The sequence below is a fragment of the Flexivirga endophytica genome, assembly GCF_014640635.1.
GTDB lineage: Bacteria > Actinomycetota > Actinomycetes > Actinomycetales > Dermatophilaceae > Flexivirga > Flexivirga endophytica.
Genome location: NZ_BMHI01000005.1, coordinates 628,455 through 644,735, shown reverse-complemented (window position 1 = coordinate 644,735; position 16,281 = coordinate 628,455). Strand labels below are relative to the sequence as shown.

Below are 16,281 nucleotides of genomic sequence, written 5' to 3'. Positions count from 1 at the left end.
AACGATCAAACCAACAAACAATTGGCATCAATCATTCGACACGCTGTTGAGTTCTCAAAAAACGACCGCACCCTTTGCTCCGCTTTGTTTTGCTTCGCTCTTGGGGCTTCTTAAAGCTAACACTCTTTTCCGTGTCTTTCCAAATCGGCGTTTTCGGCGAACCGAAACGATTGAGATCGATCGAAAAGGAGTGGATTTTGCTGCTCCGGGACCGGCCGCCGTGGCTCTCGCCGTCGGTGTCCGTGCCTCCCTGGCAACGAGGATCTACCTTACCTGACGTCGGCGCTGCCGACAACTTGAGGGTGGATCCTGCTCCCCCGACATCCGGCACCTCGACCTGAGTCGTGGTGCGCTCCGTCCTGAGGCGCGAGGCGAGACATTACCCAGCAGATGACGGTGCATGCAAATCGGCGACGTCCCGCCGATTCGGAGGGACGTCGCCGACGTGGTCGAACCTGATTCAGCGTGGGTTGCGAGCAGCCGCCAAGTGCTTGCGGCCGCGCTTGAGCAACGCCACCTTGCCGTGCAAGAAGGTGCTCGTGTCCAGGGTCGCGTCGGAGTCGGTCACCTTGATGTTGTTGACCGAGACTCCTCCTTCGCCGATGAGCCGTCGGGCGGCATTCCGCGAGTCGGCGATGCCCACCGCGATCAGCGCGTCGACGACGCCGGTGCCCGGAGCCACCTCTCCGCCCGGCAGCTCGGCCGTTGCGTCCTGCAGCGTCCGTGCGTCCAGGGCGGCCACATCGCCCTTGCCGAAGAGCGCCTCCGAGGCGGCCTGGACGGCCGCTGTCGCCTCCGCTCCATGCACCAGCGTGGTCATCTCGGCGGCTATCGCCTTCTGCGCAGCACGGCGGAACGGTTCTTCCGTCACCTGTTGCGCGTAGTCCTGGATCGACGCTTCGTCCTGATCGGTGAAGACCCGCATCTTGTCGATGACGTCGGAGTCGTCGAGGTTGATCCAGAACTGGTAGAAGGCGTATGGCGACATACGGTCCGGATTGAGCCACAGGGCGTTGCCCTCGGACTTGCCGTACTTGCGGCCACTGGCATCGGTGATCAGTGGGGTTGTCATGGCGTGCACCGATGCGCCGTCGGCGGAGTGGATCAGATCCACGCCGGCCAGCAGGTTGCCCCACTGGTCGCTGCCGCCGAGCTGCAACGTGCAGCCTTCGGCCCGGTAGAGGTGCAGGTAGTCCAGTCCCTGCAGGATCTGGTAACTGAACTCGGTGTAACTGATGCCCTGATCGCTGTTGAGGCGCCGGGACACCGCGTCCTTCTTGATCATCGCGTTGACGCGGAAGTGCTTGCCGTAGTCGCGCAGGAAGTCCAGTGCCGAGATCGGCTCCGTCCAGTCCAGGTTGTTGACCATCATCGCCGGGTTGTCGCCCTCGAAATCGAGAAGCGCCTCCGCCTGTTGGCGGATGAGCGCGACCGCTGCCGCGACCTCGTCCTTGCTGCGCATGACGCGCTCGGAGTCGGGTTTCGGGTCACCGATGAGGCCGGTGGATCCGCCGACGAGGCACAGCACCCGATGCCCGGCGCGCTGCATCTTGCGGGCAACGATTAGCTGCACGAGGTTGCCGATGTGCAGCGAGTCGGCGGACGGATCGAAGCCGACATACATCGTCAACGGCCCGTCGGCGAGTGCCTTCCGCAACGCGGCCACATCGGTGGTCTGCGCCACCAAGCCACGCCACTGCAACTCGTCGAAGATCTCGCTCACGGTGTGTTCCGTCCTCTCGGGTAGTCGGCACGGCGGACGCCGCCCGGACCTAGCCTGCCGTATCAGTCCGTACGACGACGACGCGGTTTCGCCGCTCGGTATGCCGAGACGGTCGGGTCGCCGTCGATCCAGAAGCGCCAGGGGTACGCCACCGCATCGCCCCCCGCACCGCTCACCCCGACCCGGGGACCGGAGTTGATCGAAGTCGCCGGCACCCGATCGCGCCATTCGACGCGCACGGCCGAGTCGTCGTCGTGCAGAGCCGTTCCGTTGTCGGAGAGCCTGATGCCGAGTGCCTGGGTCAGACACGCGGGTCCACGGCCGAGATTGCGGTCCGGCGCACCACCCCGGCGTTCTCGGGCCAGCTCGATGCCATCGAGGATCTCGGCCGCACGCAACAGGACGGCGGCGGATCTGCCGTCCGGTCCGCACACGTAGTTGCAGCACACGTGCATGCCGTAACTGAAGTAGCAATAGAGGTGACCGGCCGGGCCGAACATCACCTCGTTGCGCGGTGTGCGGCCACGGAAGGCATGGGAACCGGGATCGTTCGCTCCGTCATACGCCTCGACCTCGGTGATGCGCGCCGTGACGCCCCGGCCGATCAAGTGCGCGCCGAGCAGTCGGTGCGCGGTCGCGAACGGTTCAGTGATGGGCATCTATCCACGCCACGATCTGCGCGGCTGCCGCCTGTGGTGAACCGGCTGACGTGTCCAGCTGCAAGGCGTCGTCGGGCGCTGGCGTCGTGCCTCGGGAAACGATGTCCTCGACCATCGAGGGATCACGCAGTTTGTTGCGAACGGCTCGGTCGGGCAGCACCAGTCGGTCACGTATCTCCGCTGGATCACAGGACAGCCAGACCGGGTAGAAGTCGGCGCCCCGGATCCTGGCGAGGTTCCGGATCTCGTCCGCAGCGCGCGCGTCCTCGGGAGTGTCGACCAGCCAGTTGGTGAAGATGTGCGAGATGTCGGCAGGTGCGGCGAGGGCCGCTTCATGAACGATCTGCCGAACCCGCCCGGCCATCGGAATCGCCTGCGGCGGCAACGAACCGTGCCCGTTGACACCCAGTGCGGTGAAGACGGGGTCGTTGATCAAGTGGTTGTCGACCAACCGGGCTCCGGTGCGTTCAGCGAGCGCCGCGCCGATCGTCCGCTTGCCGCACGCCGGAGGACCGACCAGTTGCACGATCATCGTCACGGCCGCAGTGTCGCAGACGGCATACGCCGAGCGCATCAGGTATCGGCAGGGTCGGCCGCACGACCGCCCGGAGCGGAACCGCTCAGCGCACCCGCTGCGGGAAGTCGAGTTCTGCCGCCGCCCAGGAGCGGGCCGCCGACGACGCCTCGCGAGCCTGCACGATCTGCTCCATGACACGCACCGGAGCCGTGCCGCCTGCGCCGTCGCGGGAGGCGAGCGAGCCTTCGACGCTGAGCACGGAGCGGACATCGGGCGTCAGCGCCGGGTTGATGCCGGCAAGGTCCTCGTCGGACAGATCCCACAACTCGATGTCGCGCGACTCGCACACCTGCACGCACTCCCCCGCCACCTCATGCGCGACGCGGAACGGCACGCCCTGCTTGACCAACCATTCCGCGATGTCGGTGGCGAGCGCAAAGCCTTGCGGCGCAAGCGAATTCAGTCGATCAGGGTGGAACGTCAGCGTGGCGACCATGCCGGAGAACGCGGGCAGCAGGACCTCGAGCGTGTCAATCGCGTCGAACACCGGCTCCTTGTCCTCCTGCAGGTCACGGTTGTAGGCCAATGGCAGCGCCTTCAGCGTCGTCATCAGGCCCGCGAGGTCACCGACCAGCCGGCCTGCCTTGCCGCGTGCCAACTCGGCGACGTCAGGGTTCTTCTTCTGCGGCATGATGCTCGAGCCCGTGGAGAAGGCGTCGTCCAGGGTGACGAACGAGAACTCCTTGGTCGCCCAGAGCACGACCTCCTCGGCGATGCGCGAGATGTCGACCGCTGACATCGCCGAGACGAAGGCGAACTCGGCTACGAAGTCACGGCCGGCGGTCCCGTCGATCGAGTTCCGCACCGAAGTGGAGAACCCCAGGTCCTTCGCGACCGCGAGTGGGTCGAGGCCTAGCGAGGAACCGGCGAGCGCCCCTGAGCCGTATGGCGACTCGTCGGTGCGCCGGTCCCAGTCACGGAAGCGATCCACGTCCCGCAGCAGCGCCCAGGCGTGGGCCAGGAGGTGGTGCGCGAGCAGCACCGGCTGCGCATGCTGCAAGTGGGTGCGTCCGGGCATCGACACGGACAGATGCGCCTGTGCCTGGCCGACCAGCGCGTCCACGACGTCCAGCACGAGGCCGGACACCAGACGCGCGTGATCGCGCAGGTACATCCGGAACAGCGTCGCCACCTGGTCGTTCCGGGAGCGTCCGGCTCGCAGCCGGCCACCGACGTCCGCACCCGCTCGCTCGATCAGGCCACGCTCCAGCGCGGTGTGAACGTCCTCGTCGTCCTGTGCCGGAGTGAAGCTGCCGTCCTGCACGTCGGCCGCCAACTGGTCGAGCGCGGTCAGCATCGTCCCCAGCGCGGCTTCGTGCAGCAGCCCTGCGGCATGCAGGACCCGGGCGTGCGCCTTCGAGCCGGCGATGTCATACGGTGCCAGCCGCCAATCGAAGTGTGTCGACTTCGACAGTGCGGCAAGGGCATCGGCCGGGCCTCCGGCGAAGCGGCCGCCCCACAGGCTGAGTCGTTTTTCGGCGTCGGTCACGGGGCGCTCACTCTCATGGTTGGTCGGACTGTCAGTGGTGGTCGGAACGGGTCAACCGGCGTCGGCCAGCTCCAGCAGGTGATCGCTCACGGCAGTGGCTTCCCCGTCGGCAGCGATTATCAGGATGGTGTCATCCCCGGCGATCGTGCCGAGGACGTGCTGCAGGTCTGCGTGATCGATCGCCGAGGCGAGGAAATTCGCTGCGCCGGGAGGCGTCCGCAGCACGACCAGGTTGCCGGAAACGGTCGCGGTGACCAACAGGTCGGCACAGATGCGCCTCAGGCGCGCATCGGGCTCCGCCGTGCCACCGTCGCCCCCGCTGACGAGGGTCCGGTCGCCGCCCTCGCCAGGCACGGCATACACGAGTTGCCGGCCGTGGCGCACCTTGACCGCGCCGAGCTCGAGCAGATCCCGGGACAACGTCGCCTGGGTGACGCGGATGCCGTCCGTCTTGAGCCGCTGCGCGAGCGAAGCCTGCGAGCCGATCGACTCCCGGGTCAGGATCTCGACGATGCGCTGCTGACGCGCGGTCCGATTGGCGGCGAGAGGGCTCTCAGTCGTCATACCGAGTCACCGTTTCGTTGCTGTGCATCATGATTCGAGCAGGAACGACAACACGGCCTTCTGCGCGTGCAGGCGGTTCTCGGCCTCGTCCCACACAACGGACTGCGGACCGTCGATCACGTCGGCACTGATCTCGAAACCGCGATATGCCGGCAGGCAGTGCATGACGATCGCGTCGTCCGCCGCGTGCCCGACCAGGGCGCCGTCCACCGCGAACTTGCTGAACGGGCTCTCGACGCCCTTGCGATCACCGGCCTCCTCCTCCTGGCCCATCGAGACCCAGGTGTCGGTGATCACCACGTCGGCACCCACGACAGCGGACACGGGATCGTCTGTGACCAGCACGGAACCACCTGTGCACGAGGCGATTTCGCCGGCCCGCTGCACAATCTCCACCCGCGGCTGGTGGCCAGTCGGCGCCCCGATCCGCACGTGCATCCCCGCGGTCGCTCCACCGAGCAGGTAGGAGTGCGCCATGTTGTTGGCGCCGTCCCCGACATACGTCATCGTCAATCCGGCGAGCTGCCCCTTGTGCTCGCGGATCGTCAGCAGATCCGCCAGGATCTGGCAGGGGTGGAAGTCGTCGGTCAGCGCATTCACGACCGGGACAGTCGAATTCGCGGCCATCTCCTCGATGCGTGACTGCTCATAGGTGCGCCATACGATCGCGGCCACCTGGCGCTCGATCACCCGGGTCACGTCCGCGATCGACTCACGAGAGCCGATCTGCGCGAGTTTGCCGTCCACGACCATCGGGTGCCCGCCGAGCTCCGCGACGCCGACCGTGAACGACAACTGGGTGCGCAAGGTGGGCTTGTCGAAGATGAGGGCCACCACACGAGGCCCGTCGAGCGGCCGCAGTGCGAGATGATCGGCCTTCAGCTGGGCGGCACGGTCGAGCACGGTGGCCTGCTCGGTGGGTGTCAAGTCGTCGTCCCGCAGGAAGTGTCGGGTGGTGCTCATGCTTTCGCCTCCTCGACGAATCCGGGTAGCGCGGCCACGAACGTGTCCAGCTGCTTCGTTTGTATGACGAGTGGCGGCGCCAGCCGAATCGCTTCCGGCGCAACGGGATTGATGATGAACCCCGCAGTGCGTGCCGCGGTCGCGATCGCGACGCTGATCGGCTCGTCGAAGCTGATCGCCCGTAACAGACCTGCGCCGCGCACACCGGTCACGTGCGGGATCTGCGCCTCTGCGATCGTCGCTGCCAGGTGACTGCCGGCATGCTCTGCATGTGCGAGCAGACCTTCCTGCTCGATGGTGTCGAGCACCGCGAGCCCGGCAGCAGCAGCCAGCGGATTGCCGCCGAACGTCGTGCCGTGCTGCCCCGCCGTGAGCAGCGCCGACACCTCCGGCCCGAAGGTGATCATCGCGCCGATCGGCATGCCACCGCCGAGGCCCTTGGCGATGGTGATCGCGTCCGGCACGATGCCGGCGTGCTGGAAGCCGAACCATGCTCCGGTGCGCCCGATGCCGGTCTGGATCTCGTCGATGATCAGCAATGCGCCCGCAGCAGTGGTGATCTCGCGGGCTTCCCGCAGGAAGTCCACCGCCGGGGACACCACTCCCGCCTCGCCCTGCACCGGCTCGAGCACGACGGCGCTCGTCGTCTCGTCGACGGCCGCGCGCAACGCGTCGACGTCGTCATACGGAATGTGCGAGACGCCGGGCAGCAGCGGCTCGAACGGCTCGCGATAGGCGGCCTTGTGCGTCAGTGCGAGGGCACCGGTGGTGCGGCCGTGGAAGGCGCCCTCCGCTGCGACGATGCCGGTGCGGCCGGTGCGTCGGGCCAGTTTGACCGCCGCCTCGATCGCCTCGGCGCCCGAGTTGCCGAAGAAGACCCGCGAACCCTCCGGTGCGCCGGAGATCTGCAGCAGTCGCTCGGCGAGCCTGATCTGTCCCGGTGAGGTGAACAGGTTGGAGATGTGCACCGCTTCGCCGGCCTGCTTGGAGAGTGCGGAGACCAGTGCGGGATGCCCGTGGCCGAGTGCGTTGACCGCGATGCCCCCGACCAGGTCGAGGTAACGGCGGCCATCGACGTCCCAGACGTAGCAGCCGTCGCCGTGGTCGAGGACCAGCGGCGGGTTGCCGAAGACGCCGAGGATGCTGTCCGAATAGCGTTGCAACCATTCGCTGTTCGAAGTCATTGTGCGTTAACCACCTTGTCGTTCGGGATAACCATCGTGCCGATGCCCTCGTCGGTGAAGATCTCCAGCAGGATGGAGTGCGCTGTTCGGCCGTCCACCACGTGCGCCTGCGGCACCCCTCCTCGTATGGCGCGTACGCACGCCTCGAGCTTGGGCACCATCCCGGCGTCGACCCGGCCCATCAGCTCCTCCGCCTGGTCGACCGGCAGCGAGCTGAGCAGGCTGTCGCGGTCCGGCCAGTCGGCATAGACACCCTCGACATCGGTCAGCACCACCAGCTTGTGCGCGCCGAGCGCCACCGCCAGCGCAGCGGCTGCGGTGTCGGCGTTGACATTGAGCACTTCGCCCCCGGAATCCAGGTCCGGAGCGACCGACGACACGACCGGGATCCGGCCCGCTGCGAGCAGGTCCTGGACCGCATCCGGGTTGACCGTCGCCACATCGCCGACATGGCCGAGGTCGACCGACTCGCCGTCGACGATCGTGCCGCGCCGACGGGCGCCGAACAGCGCACCATCCTCACCCGACATACCGACCGCGAGCGGGCCGTGCTGATTGATGAGACCGACGAGTTCGCGCGAAACCTGCCCGGTCAGGACCATCCGGACGACGTCCATGGCCTCGGACGAGGTGACCCGCAGGCCGCCCTTGAACTCCGAGGCGATGTCGAGCCGGTCGAGCATCCGTTGGATCTGCGGTCCTCCGCCGTGCACCACGACCGGACGCAGGCCCGCATAGCGCAGGAACGCCACGTCCTGGGCGAACGCCGCTTTGAGCTCGTCGTCGATCATGGCGTTACCGCCGTACTTGATGACGACGAGCGCACCGCGGAAGCGCTCCAGCCAGGGCAGCGCCTGGACGAGCGTGGTCGCCTTGGCGGCGGCAGTGGCGAGGTCTGTCGGAATGCGCTTCATGTGCTGTAGGCCGAGTTCTCGTGGACGTAGTCGTGGGTGAGGTCGTTGGTCCAGATGGTCGCGCCCTGATCGCCGGCGGCCAGGTCGACGACCACGTGCACGTCGCGTCCGGTCAGGTCGACCAGCGAGCGGTCCTCCCCGACACCGCCGTCGCGGCAGACCTGAACTCCGTTGATGGACACCGCGAGCCGGTGTGGTTCGAAAGCAGCCTTCGTGGTGCCGACGGCCGCAAGGATGCGCCCCCAGTTGGGGTCCTGACCGAAGATCGCGCACTTGAAGAGGTTGTTGCGGGCGATCGACCGGCCGACCTCGAGTGCGTCGTCCAGGTCCGCTGCATGCACGACCTCGATCGCGATGTCGTGTGCCGCGCCCTCGGCGTCGCCAATGAGTTGACGGGCCAGGTCGGCGCACACCTGTGTCAGGGCGTCGTTGAACCGCGCGAGGTCCGGTCGGACACCGGACGCACCCGAGGCCATCAGCAGCACCGTGTCGTTGGTCGACTGGCACCCGTCGGAGTCGATCCGGTCGAACGTGACCGACGTCGCCGCGTGCAGCGCCTCATCCGCCTCGGACTCGTCGAGGACGGCGTCCGTGGTGATCACCACCAGCATCGTGGCCAGCGCCGGCGCAAGCATGCCGGCGCCTTTCGCCATACCGCCGACGGTCCAGCCGTCCTGGGTGACCACAGACTCCTTGGCGACCGTGTCGGTCGTCATGATCGCCTCAGCTGCAGCCGGACCACCCTGTGCGGACAGCGATTTCGCAGACTCATCCGCACCGGCGAGGAGCTTCGGCATCGGCAGGAGCTCGCCGATCAGTCCGGTGGAGCACACGACCACGTCACCGGCCGAGACCTCCAGCAACTGTGCGACATGCTCAGCGGTCGCGTGCGTGTCGGCGAAACCCTGCGCGCCCGTGATGGCGTTCGCACCACCGGAGTTGAGGATCACCGCATCGGCGCGGCCATCGCTCACCACCTGTCGCGACCAGGTCACCGGTGCCGCCTCGACCCGGTTGCTGGTGAATACGGCGGCGGCTGCGTGCGCGGGGCCGTCGTTGACGACGAGCGCCACGTCGGGTCGGCCACTCGGCTTGAGACCCGCGATCACGCCCGAGGCCCGAAAACCTTGTGCTGCAGTCACACTCATCGATCTGCTCCTTCGGTGGTCTCGATACGTGCCTCGTTGCTCGGCCCTACTCGACCCGCTCTGTAGGCCCGCCGCATCACGGTGCCAGCCCGGTCGTCGGCAGGCCGACGCCTTCGTCGAATCCACGGGCCAGGTTGAGGCACTGCACCGCGCCGCCACCGGTGCCCTTGGTGAGGTTGTCGATGGCGGTCACCACCACGACTCGGCCCACGCGCTCGTCGACCGCCAGCTGCACCTGCACGTTGTTGGAGCCGATCACCGCGGCCGTGGTCGGCCAGACACCTTCGGGCAGCAGTTGCACGAATGCCTCGGCGTCATACGCCTCGGCATAGGCCGCGCGCACCTGCGACGTCGTCGTCCCGGGCGCGACCTTCGCCGAGCAGGTCGCCAGGATGCCCCGCGGCATCGGCGCCAGAGTGGGAGTGAACGAGACCGTCACCGGAGCCCCGCCGGCACGGGAGAGGTTCTGCTCGATCTCCGGCGTATGGCGGTGGACGCCACCCACGCCATACGGGCTCATCGACCCCATGGCCTCGGCAGCCAGCAGGTGCGGCTTCAGCGACTTCCCTGCTCCCGAGGTCCCGCTGGCAGCGACGATCACCACGTCACCGGTCGCGAGCCCGGCTGCGAGAGCCGGCGCCAACGCGAGCGACGACGCCGTCGGGTAGCAGCCCGGCACGGCGATGTGGGACGCACCGAAGAGTTGCGTCCGCTGTTTGGCACCGCCCTCGACGACGAGCTCCGGCATCCCGTAGGCCCAGGTCCCGGCGTGTGCGGAGCCGTAGAATTCCTCCCAGGCGCGCGAATCGACGAGCCGGAAATCGGCACCGCAGTCGATCACCGTGACGTCGTCGGGCAGTTGAGCGGCCAGCTCCGCCGACGCGCCGTGCGGCAGCGCCAGGAAGACGACGTCGTGCTCGGCCAACGTCTCGGCGTTGGTCGGCTGCAACACGCGGTCGGCCAGCGGCGTCAGGTGCGGATGATGACGCGCAAGAGGATCACCGGCGGACGAAGCCGCGGTCACGGCACCGATCGTCACCTCGGGGTGTCCGATCAACAGACGAAGGATCTCTCCACCGGCATAGCCACTGGCTCCGGCGACAGCTACTGACAACACCTGCATGACTATACACCGTGACGCATAGTCATGCTTTGCCGAGAGGACACCCGATGATTGAAGGGACAGCGAATTCCGCCCGATTCGCGGCGGAAATGCCCGTCCTGTCGGCGAAAGAGTGTCCTCTCGACGAAATGGCCGGCGTCAGGTGCGCTGGGTAGCTCCTGTCGCACTTCCCGCGCTCGCCACCGCGGCGTCGCGTGCCGCGTTGACCTCCTCGGTCTTCAGGGTCCGATCGGGTGCCCGGAAGATCATCCGGTAGGCCAGCGACTTCTTGCCCTCGCCCGCCTGATCGCCCTGATAGGAATCGAAGAGCTGGATCGACTCGAGCAGTGGTCCGGCACCGGTGCGCAGTGCGGACTCCACGGACGCCGCGACCACGCCCTGATCGACGACCAGCGCGACATCGCTCGTGGCCGCCGGCAATGTACTGATCGGGGCCGACACGACCGGCTGGTCGCTCGCCGCGATCAGGACGTCGAGATCGATCTCGGCGGCCACGGTGCGAGCCGGCACCCCGAGCTGCTGGACGACCTTGGGGTGCAACTCGCCGGCGTGACCGACGAGCGTGCCGTCGGCCAGCGTGAATTCGGCGCACCTTCCCGGGTGGTACGGCGTCGTGCCCGCCGCCGTGACCTGCACCGGCACCGCAAGCGCCTCTGCCACCGCGCGCACTGCACCGACGACGTCACTCCAGTCGGCCGGCCGGCCGCTTCCCCACCATCCGGTGCGGGCCGCCTCGCCGGTCACCAACAGGCCCAGATGGCGTGGCTGCGGTGGCACCGCAGAGCGGATCCGTGCCAGCAGTTCCGGATCCGGCAGCACACCGACCGGCGAGGACGGTGCCGGTTGCTGCGCATCCTCCAACGCAACGACGAGACCCTGCTCGAACAGGGCCACGTCCTTGAGCCCGCGCGAGACGTTGCGCTTCAGGGCGTCGATCATGGTGGACAGCACCGAGATCCGCATCAGCGGTTGTTCCTCGGACAACGGATTCGCGATCCGGACCGTGCGAGCTCTGGCTGCCTCCGCCGGGTAACCCAACGCCTCGTGTCGCTCATCGCTCGTGAAAGGCGCTGACCAGATCTCGTGGAACCCTTGCGCGGCAAGGACATTCGCAATCAAACGACGTACCTGCTGCCCGTGGGTCAGGCCACGCCCGCCCGGTGGCGTCGGCAGCACGGACGGAATCTTCTCGTAGCCGACGACGCGCGCGACCTCCTCGACCAGGTCAGGTCCGGTGCGCAGGTCCGGTCGCCAGGACGGCGGAGTCACCGACCAGGCCGCTCCGGTTCGGTCCACGTCGCAGCCGACGTCCTGCAGCACTCGCGCCACCTGATCGTCGTCGTAGGACATGCCCACCAGCGTCCCCGCGAGCGCCGGGTCGAAGGCGACAGCTGTTGTAGGACCGGTGTTGTCCAGGTCGGTGACCCCGGTGTCGGCGATGCCGCCGCCGAACTTCACCAGCAGCTGGACGACCAGCTCGACGGCCGCGGGTGCGAGCTGCGGGTCGACCCCACGCTCGAAACGCTTGGACGCCTCGGACGGCAACTTGTGCCGCCGAGCCGAGCGGGCAACGGTGATCTGGTCGAAGTGCGCGCCCTCGATCAGGATGTCGGACGTGCCGTCACTGACCTCGGAGTCGAATCCGCCCATCACGCCGGCGATCCCGAGCCCGCGCCCGCCGCCATCGGTGATGAGCAGGTCCTCCGGGAAGAGCGAACGCTCCGACCCATCAAGGGTTCTCAGCTTCTCACCGGCTCGCGCGCGGCGGACGACGATCGGACCGTCGATGGTCGCGAGATCATAGGCGTGCAGTGGCTGACCGAGCCCGAGCATGACGTAGTTGGTGACGTCCACCGGCAGCGAGATCGGTCGCATGCCGGCCTCGGTCAGGCGGGTCGCCATCCAGGCCGGGGTCGGCGCCGACACGTCGACTCCGCGGACCACCCGCGCGACGAACCGGTCGCAGCCGACGACGCCGCGCAGCGGAGCGTCGTCCTGGACGCGGACCTCGTGTCCGTCGGTGTTGCCTGCGGGCGCCGCAGCGGTGAGTTCGGCGACGGGGTCGACGAACGGCAGACCTTCCGACAGCGCGTATTCCCGCGCCACACCCCGTATGGCGAAGCAGTAGCCGCGGTCCGGCGTGACGTTGATCTCGATCGTCTCGCGGTCCAGCCCGAGCAGCGGTATGGCGTCCTCGCCGGGTGTGAGATCCGCACCGGGCAACCGGTCCGCCAGCCGAATGATGCCACCGGAGCCGTCGTCCGGCAGGCCCAATTCGTCGGCGGCACAGATCATGCCGGCGGACACGTGCCCGTAGGTCTTGCGTGCCGAGATCGCAAAGCCACCAGGCAGTTCCGCGCCCGGCAGCACGACGACGACCAGGTCGCCGACCTCGAAGTTGTGCGCGCCGCACACGATGCCCTGCGGCTCGCCAGAGCCGTTGGCGCCGGCCACGTCGACGGTGCACCAGTTGATGGTCTTGCCGTTCTTCTGCGGCTCGGGCTCCTTGGTGAGCACCTTGCCGACGACCAGGGGGCCGGTGACCTCGCCACCGTGCAGGCCTTCTTCCTCCAGCCCGACGCGCACCAGTGCGGCCGCGACATCGACACCGGTCGCGCCGGGGCGCAGGTCGACATACTCCGCCAGCCAATCCAACGGAATCCGCATCAGATCTCCATCCCGAACTGCGCGTCGAAGCGCACGTCCCCCTCGATCAGCTCCCGCATGTCCGACTGTCCGGTGCGGAACTGCAATGCCCTGTCGATGCCCATGCCGAACGCGAAGCCGGAGTAGACATCCGGGTCGACCCCGCACGCCAGCAACACGTTTCGGTTGACCATGCCGCAGCCGCCCCACTCGATCCAGCCCGTGCCGCTGCACGAACGGCAGTCCGGGTCCTCACCGCGGCACACGAAGCACCGCAGGTCCATCTCAGCCGACGGCTCGGTGAACGGGAAGAACGACGGGCGCAGCCGAGTGGTGATGCCCTCCCCGAAGAGTTCGCTCGCCATCCGGTCGAGCGTGCCCTTCAGGTGCGCCATCGTGATGCCCTTGTCGACGGCGATGCCCTCGATCTGGTGGAACGCGGGCATGTGGGTCGCGTCGAGGTCGTCGGTGCGGTAGACGCGGCCGATGCAACCGACATACAGCGGGACACCGCGCTCCAGCAGGGATCGGGCCTGCACCGGGGAGGTGTGCGTGCGCAGCACCAGGCCACTGTCCTCGGGTGCGATGTAGAAGGTGTCCTGCATCTGCCGTGCGGGGTGGTCGACGTCGAAGTTGAGGGCGTCGAAGTTGAACCACTCCGCCTCGACCTCCGGCCCCTCGGCGATCTCCCAGCCCATGCCGACCAGGATGTCAGCGATGCGTTCGCCCATCAGTTCGACCGGATGACGCCGGCCAAGCGGCCGGCGGCCCGGCACCATCGTGACGTCGACCGCCTCGTCGACCAGGATGCGTTCGTCGCGCTCGATCTCCAGTTGTGCCTGTCGCTCCTTGAGCGCCGCCCCCACCTGGCCACGCGCCTTGCCGACCCGCTTGCCGGCCTCCGCCTTGGCCGACGGTGGCAGCGCTCCGATCTCACGGTTGGCCAGCGCCAGTGGACTCTTGTCCCCCTGGTGAGCGGTGCGTGCTGCCTTCAGCTCGTCCAGCGAGGTCGCATCCGCGAAGGCGGCCAGCGCCTCGCTGACGGCTTGCTCGACGGCGGCAGGATCGAGGGCGGCCACCTCGACGGGATCGTATGACGTGTTGGGACCAGACACAGCGCCTGAGTCTAAGTCACCCCGCGAAGTCGTCCCCCGCCGCTACTTCGAGTTGGCCGGGCGGTCCCGGTTCTACGCTTTCGCCGACCACACGTCGTCGAGCCTGCGCGTGTGCTCGGCGGTCAGCTCCAGCGCCCCGACCTCGATGTTCTGCGCGAGGTGGTCGACACTCGCAGTCCCGGGTATGACGAGGACGTTCGGACCGTGTCCCAACAGCCATGCCAGACCGACCTGGGCCGGTGTGGCGTTCAGCTCCGCCGCGATCGCGCGGACGGTCTCGTCGTCCCGCACGGGCGGGAAGCGGGTGATGGCATTCCCGACGCCGGGCGGCAGTGAGCCGCCGAGCGGCCAGAACGGCACCCAGGCGATCCCTTCGTCACGACATGCGGCGAAGAGCTCCTCGTCGTCCCGGGACAGGACCGAGAAGGCGTTCTGGACGCACGCTATGCCGACCGGCAGCGACCGTCGCAACGTCGACAGGTCGATGCCGCTCAAGCCGATGGCACCGATCACGCCGGCGTCGCGTAGCGCGGCGAGCTCTGCCAACTGATCCTCGATGTCGACCACCTGGTCGCCCTGGGCACGCAGGCCGGGACCAGTGTCCAGCCGGCGCAGGTTGACGACGTCGAGCCGTTCGCGGCCGAGGGTCCGCAGGTTGTCCTCCACCTGCGCGCGCAGCTGGGCGGGGCGTTGCGCCGGCGTGATCGGCACCGGAGCGTCCACCCGCTCGGCGCCCACCTTCGAGACGATCGCCACGTCGGCGCTGTCACCGAACGCGCGCCGGATGATGTCATTGGCGACCCCGTCCCCGTAGAACTGCGCCGTGTCCACATGATCGACGCCGAGCGCCCGAGCGGCGTGCAGCACTGCCACACCGGCTGACGGATCGGCGGCGTGCTGGTCGAGTCGGCCGGCGCCATACCCGATGCGGGCGACCTGTCGGTCGCCGAGCGGGAAGGTGCCGCCGGGTTGAGTTCGAGTACTCATGTCCTGCTCCAGGCCTGTCGACGAAACGGAGCATTCCTCCGCTCCGCAGCAGGCTAGCACGCAACCGGAGTAATACTCCGGTTATGTCTGGTCGGGTGCGATACGCGGCAGGGTCAACCGGAAGGTCGCCCCACCAGGTATGTCGAGGACCTCGACCCGACCGCCGTGCGCGACGACGAGACCGCGCACGACATACAGTCCCAGACCGTTGCCGCTGCGCCCGCGCGCCTGCCAGAAGCGGGTGAACACCAGAGACCGGTGCTCGAGCGCGATGCCCGGTCCTTCGTCGGCGACATCGATCCACACCTCGCGCCGGCGCAACTCGACCGTGACGGTGACCATGCCCCGACCGTGCCGAACAGCGTTCTCGAGCAGATTGGACAGCACCTGGGTCAGTCGGTCCGGGTCGGCCACGATCGAGACCTCGTCGAACTCGTGGACCACCCGGAACCGATCGGGGTCGACGCCGGTCGACACCACCCGCGCGATCCCGGCGCGGACCAGCGACAGGAGGTCGACCTCGCGATAGCGAAGCACCAGCCGACCGGTGTCCAGCCGGGAGATCTCGAGCAGTTCCCCGACCTGGCGTTGCAGTCGCGCCGCGTCGGTGTCGATGGCGTCCAGCATCCACAGCTTCTGGTCGTCACGCAGCTGCGACCAGCGGTTGCGCAGGGTCTGCGAGAAGCCACGCACCGCGCCCAACGGCGCACGTAGTTCGTGCGCCACGGTGGTCACCAGTGCCGAGGTCTCGGACTCGATGCGATCCCGCACCGAGGTGCCGCGCATCGTCAGCACCAGCCACTGCAGGGTGCGTTCCGGTCCGGCTCGCACGTGCCGGGTCGCCGCGAGGACGCTGCGCCCGTGCGGGAGCATCAGGCGCTGTTCGGGCGATCCGCTGCGGATCCGCAGGCCGCCCCACGGGTCGTCGGTCGTCCAGTAAGAACGCCCCTCGGCACCTACGAAGGGCAGGGCGTCACGAATGTCCTGGCCGATGTGCTCACTGAGTTGTACGCCGGTCAGTCGTTGCGCACGCCGGTTGGCCAGCACCAGGCGGTGCTGGGCATCGGCCACGACGACACCCTCGGGCAGTTGCTCCAGCAGAGCCGCGTAGACGGCCGGAGCCAGCGGCGGCTGCACGGGCTGACACTCGCCCCAGCCCTCACTCGCGCTCTGACCAGTCATCGGACGA

The 16,281-nt window shown here is 68.0% G+C and carries 15 protein-coding genes; 1 reads left to right on the top strand and 14 read right to left on the bottom strand.

Annotation, left to right across the window (positions count from 1 at the left end; translation table 11 throughout):
• Nucleotides 1–277 (top strand): hypothetical protein (locus IEX71_RS22585; RefSeq protein WP_229749849.1); only part of this gene is annotated, 277 nt, incomplete at its 5' end.
• Between the two features lie 183 nt (nt 278–460).
• Here the strand turns inward: IEX71_RS22585 and tyrS are convergent.
• The 14 genes from tyrS to IEX71_RS18270 form a co-directional block, all read right to left on the bottom strand.
• Nucleotides 461–1,723, bottom strand: coding sequence for a tyrosine--tRNA ligase (tyrS, locus tag IEX71_RS18335; protein ID WP_188838462.1), 1,263 nt, complete (start codon nt 1,721–1,723; stop codon nt 461–463).
• A 62-nt stretch (nt 1,724–1,785) separates the two neighbouring features.
• Nucleotides 1,786–2,382, bottom strand: a complete 597-nt coding sequence (locus IEX71_RS18330) for a DNA-3-methyladenine glycosylase (RefSeq protein WP_188838461.1) — start codon at nt 2,380–2,382, stop codon at nt 1,786–1,788.
• On the bottom strand, nt 2,369–2,920 hold the full coding sequence (locus tag IEX71_RS18325; RefSeq protein WP_505674113.1) for a P-loop nucleotide/nucleoside kinase family protein: 552 nt from the start codon (nt 2,918–2,920) through the stop codon (nt 2,369–2,371). Before IEX71_RS18325 ends, IEX71_RS18330 begins: the two co-directional genes overlap by 14 nt.
• Nucleotides 2,921–3,002: 82 nt before the next feature.
• Nucleotides 3,003–4,448 carry an argininosuccinate lyase gene (argH, locus tag IEX71_RS18320; protein WP_188838460.1) on the bottom strand — a complete coding sequence of 482 codons (1,446 nt, stop codon included), beginning with the start codon at nt 4,446–4,448 and terminating at the stop codon, nt 3,003–3,005.
• Nucleotides 4,449–4,499: 51 nt separating this feature from the next.
• Complete coding sequence (locus tag IEX71_RS18315; protein WP_188838459.1) at nt 4,500–5,012, bottom strand: arginine repressor; 513 nt, start codon at nt 5,010–5,012, stop codon at nt 4,500–4,502.
• Nucleotides 5,013–5,039: 27 nt separating this feature from the next.
• Nucleotides 5,040–5,975 carry an ornithine carbamoyltransferase gene (argF, locus tag IEX71_RS18310; protein ID WP_188838458.1) on the bottom strand — a complete coding sequence of 312 codons (936 nt, stop codon included), beginning with the start codon at nt 5,973–5,975 and terminating at the stop codon, nt 5,040–5,042.
• A complete protein-coding gene (locus tag IEX71_RS18305) occupies nt 5,972–7,159 on the bottom strand; it encodes an acetylornithine transaminase (protein WP_188838457.1) in 1,188 nt (395 codons plus the stop codon). Before IEX71_RS18305 ends, argF begins: the two co-directional genes overlap by 4 nt.
• A complete protein-coding gene (gene argB, locus IEX71_RS18300) occupies nt 7,156–8,073 on the bottom strand; it encodes an acetylglutamate kinase (RefSeq protein ID WP_188838456.1) in 918 nt (305 codons plus the stop codon). The genes IEX71_RS18305 and argB overlap by 4 nt, the downstream gene beginning before the upstream one ends.
• Nucleotides 8,070–9,221 (bottom strand): bifunctional glutamate N-acetyltransferase/amino-acid acetyltransferase ArgJ, encoded by a 1,152-nt coding sequence (argJ, locus tag IEX71_RS18295; RefSeq protein ID WP_188838455.1) that lies wholly within the window; start codon nt 9,219–9,221, stop codon nt 8,070–8,072. Before argJ ends, argB begins: the two co-directional genes overlap by 4 nt.
• A 76-nt stretch (nt 9,222–9,297) precedes the next feature.
• Nucleotides 9,298–10,344 (bottom strand): N-acetyl-gamma-glutamyl-phosphate reductase, encoded by a 1,047-nt coding sequence (gene argC, locus IEX71_RS18290; protein ID WP_188838454.1) that lies wholly within the window; start codon nt 10,342–10,344, stop codon nt 9,298–9,300.
• A 138-nt stretch (nt 10,345–10,482) separates the two neighbouring features.
• Nucleotides 10,483–13,011: a phenylalanine--tRNA ligase subunit beta gene (gene pheT, locus IEX71_RS18285; protein WP_188838453.1), complete on the bottom strand. Its 2,529-nt coding sequence runs from the start codon at nt 13,009–13,011 to the stop codon at nt 10,483–10,485.
• Nucleotides 13,011–14,105 carry a phenylalanine--tRNA ligase subunit alpha gene (gene pheS / locus IEX71_RS18280; RefSeq protein WP_188838452.1) on the bottom strand — a complete coding sequence of 365 codons (1,095 nt, stop codon included), beginning with the start codon at nt 14,103–14,105 and terminating at the stop codon, nt 13,011–13,013. Before pheS ends, pheT begins: the two co-directional genes overlap by 1 nt.
• 72 nt (nt 14,106–14,177) lie before the next feature.
• On the bottom strand, nt 14,178–15,092 hold the full coding sequence (locus IEX71_RS18275; RefSeq protein ID WP_188838451.1) for an aldo/keto reductase: 915 nt from the start codon (nt 15,090–15,092) through the stop codon (nt 14,178–14,180).
• Nucleotides 15,093–15,173: 81 nt separating this feature from the next.
• Nucleotides 15,174–16,274 (bottom strand): sensor histidine kinase, encoded by a 1,101-nt coding sequence (locus IEX71_RS18270; RefSeq protein ID WP_188838450.1) that lies wholly within the window; start codon nt 16,272–16,274, stop codon nt 15,174–15,176.
• Nucleotides 16,275–16,281 lie beyond the last annotated feature (7 nt).

Coding starts and splice junctions, on each gene's coding strand:
- IEX71_RS18330 (WP_188838461.1), bottom strand. CDS start 2,382: ATGCCCATCACTGAACCGTTCGCGACCGCGCACCGACTGCTCGGCGCG.
- IEX71_RS18315 (WP_188838459.1), bottom strand. CDS start 5,012: ATGACGACTGAGAGCCCTCTCGCCGCCAATCGGACCGCGCGTCAGCAG.
- argF (WP_188838458.1), bottom strand. CDS start 5,975: ATGAGCACCACCCGACACTTCCTGCGGGACGACGACTTGACACCCACC.
- IEX71_RS18305 (WP_188838457.1), bottom strand. CDS start 7,159: ATGACTTCGAACAGCGAATGGTTGCAACGCTATTCGGACAGCATCCTC.
- argB (WP_188838456.1), bottom strand. CDS start 8,073: ATGAAGCGCATTCCGACAGACCTCGCCACTGCCGCCGCCAAGGCGACC.
- argJ (WP_188838455.1), bottom strand. CDS start 9,221: ATGAGTGTGACTGCAGCACAAGGTTTTCGGGCCTCGGGCGTGATCGCG.
- argC (WP_188838454.1), bottom strand. CDS start 10,344: ATGCAGGTGTTGTCAGTAGCTGTCGCCGGAGCCAGTGGCTATGCCGGT.
- pheT (WP_188838453.1), bottom strand. CDS start 13,011: ATGCGGATTCCGTTGGATTGGCTGGCGGAGTATGTCGACCTGCGCCCC.
- IEX71_RS18275 (WP_188838451.1), bottom strand. CDS start 15,092: ATGAGTACTCGAACTCAACCCGGCGGCACCTTCCCGCTCGGCGACCGA.
- IEX71_RS18270 (WP_188838450.1), bottom strand. CDS start 16,274: ATGACTGGTCAGAGCGCGAGTGAGGGCTGGGGCGAGTGTCAGCCCGTG.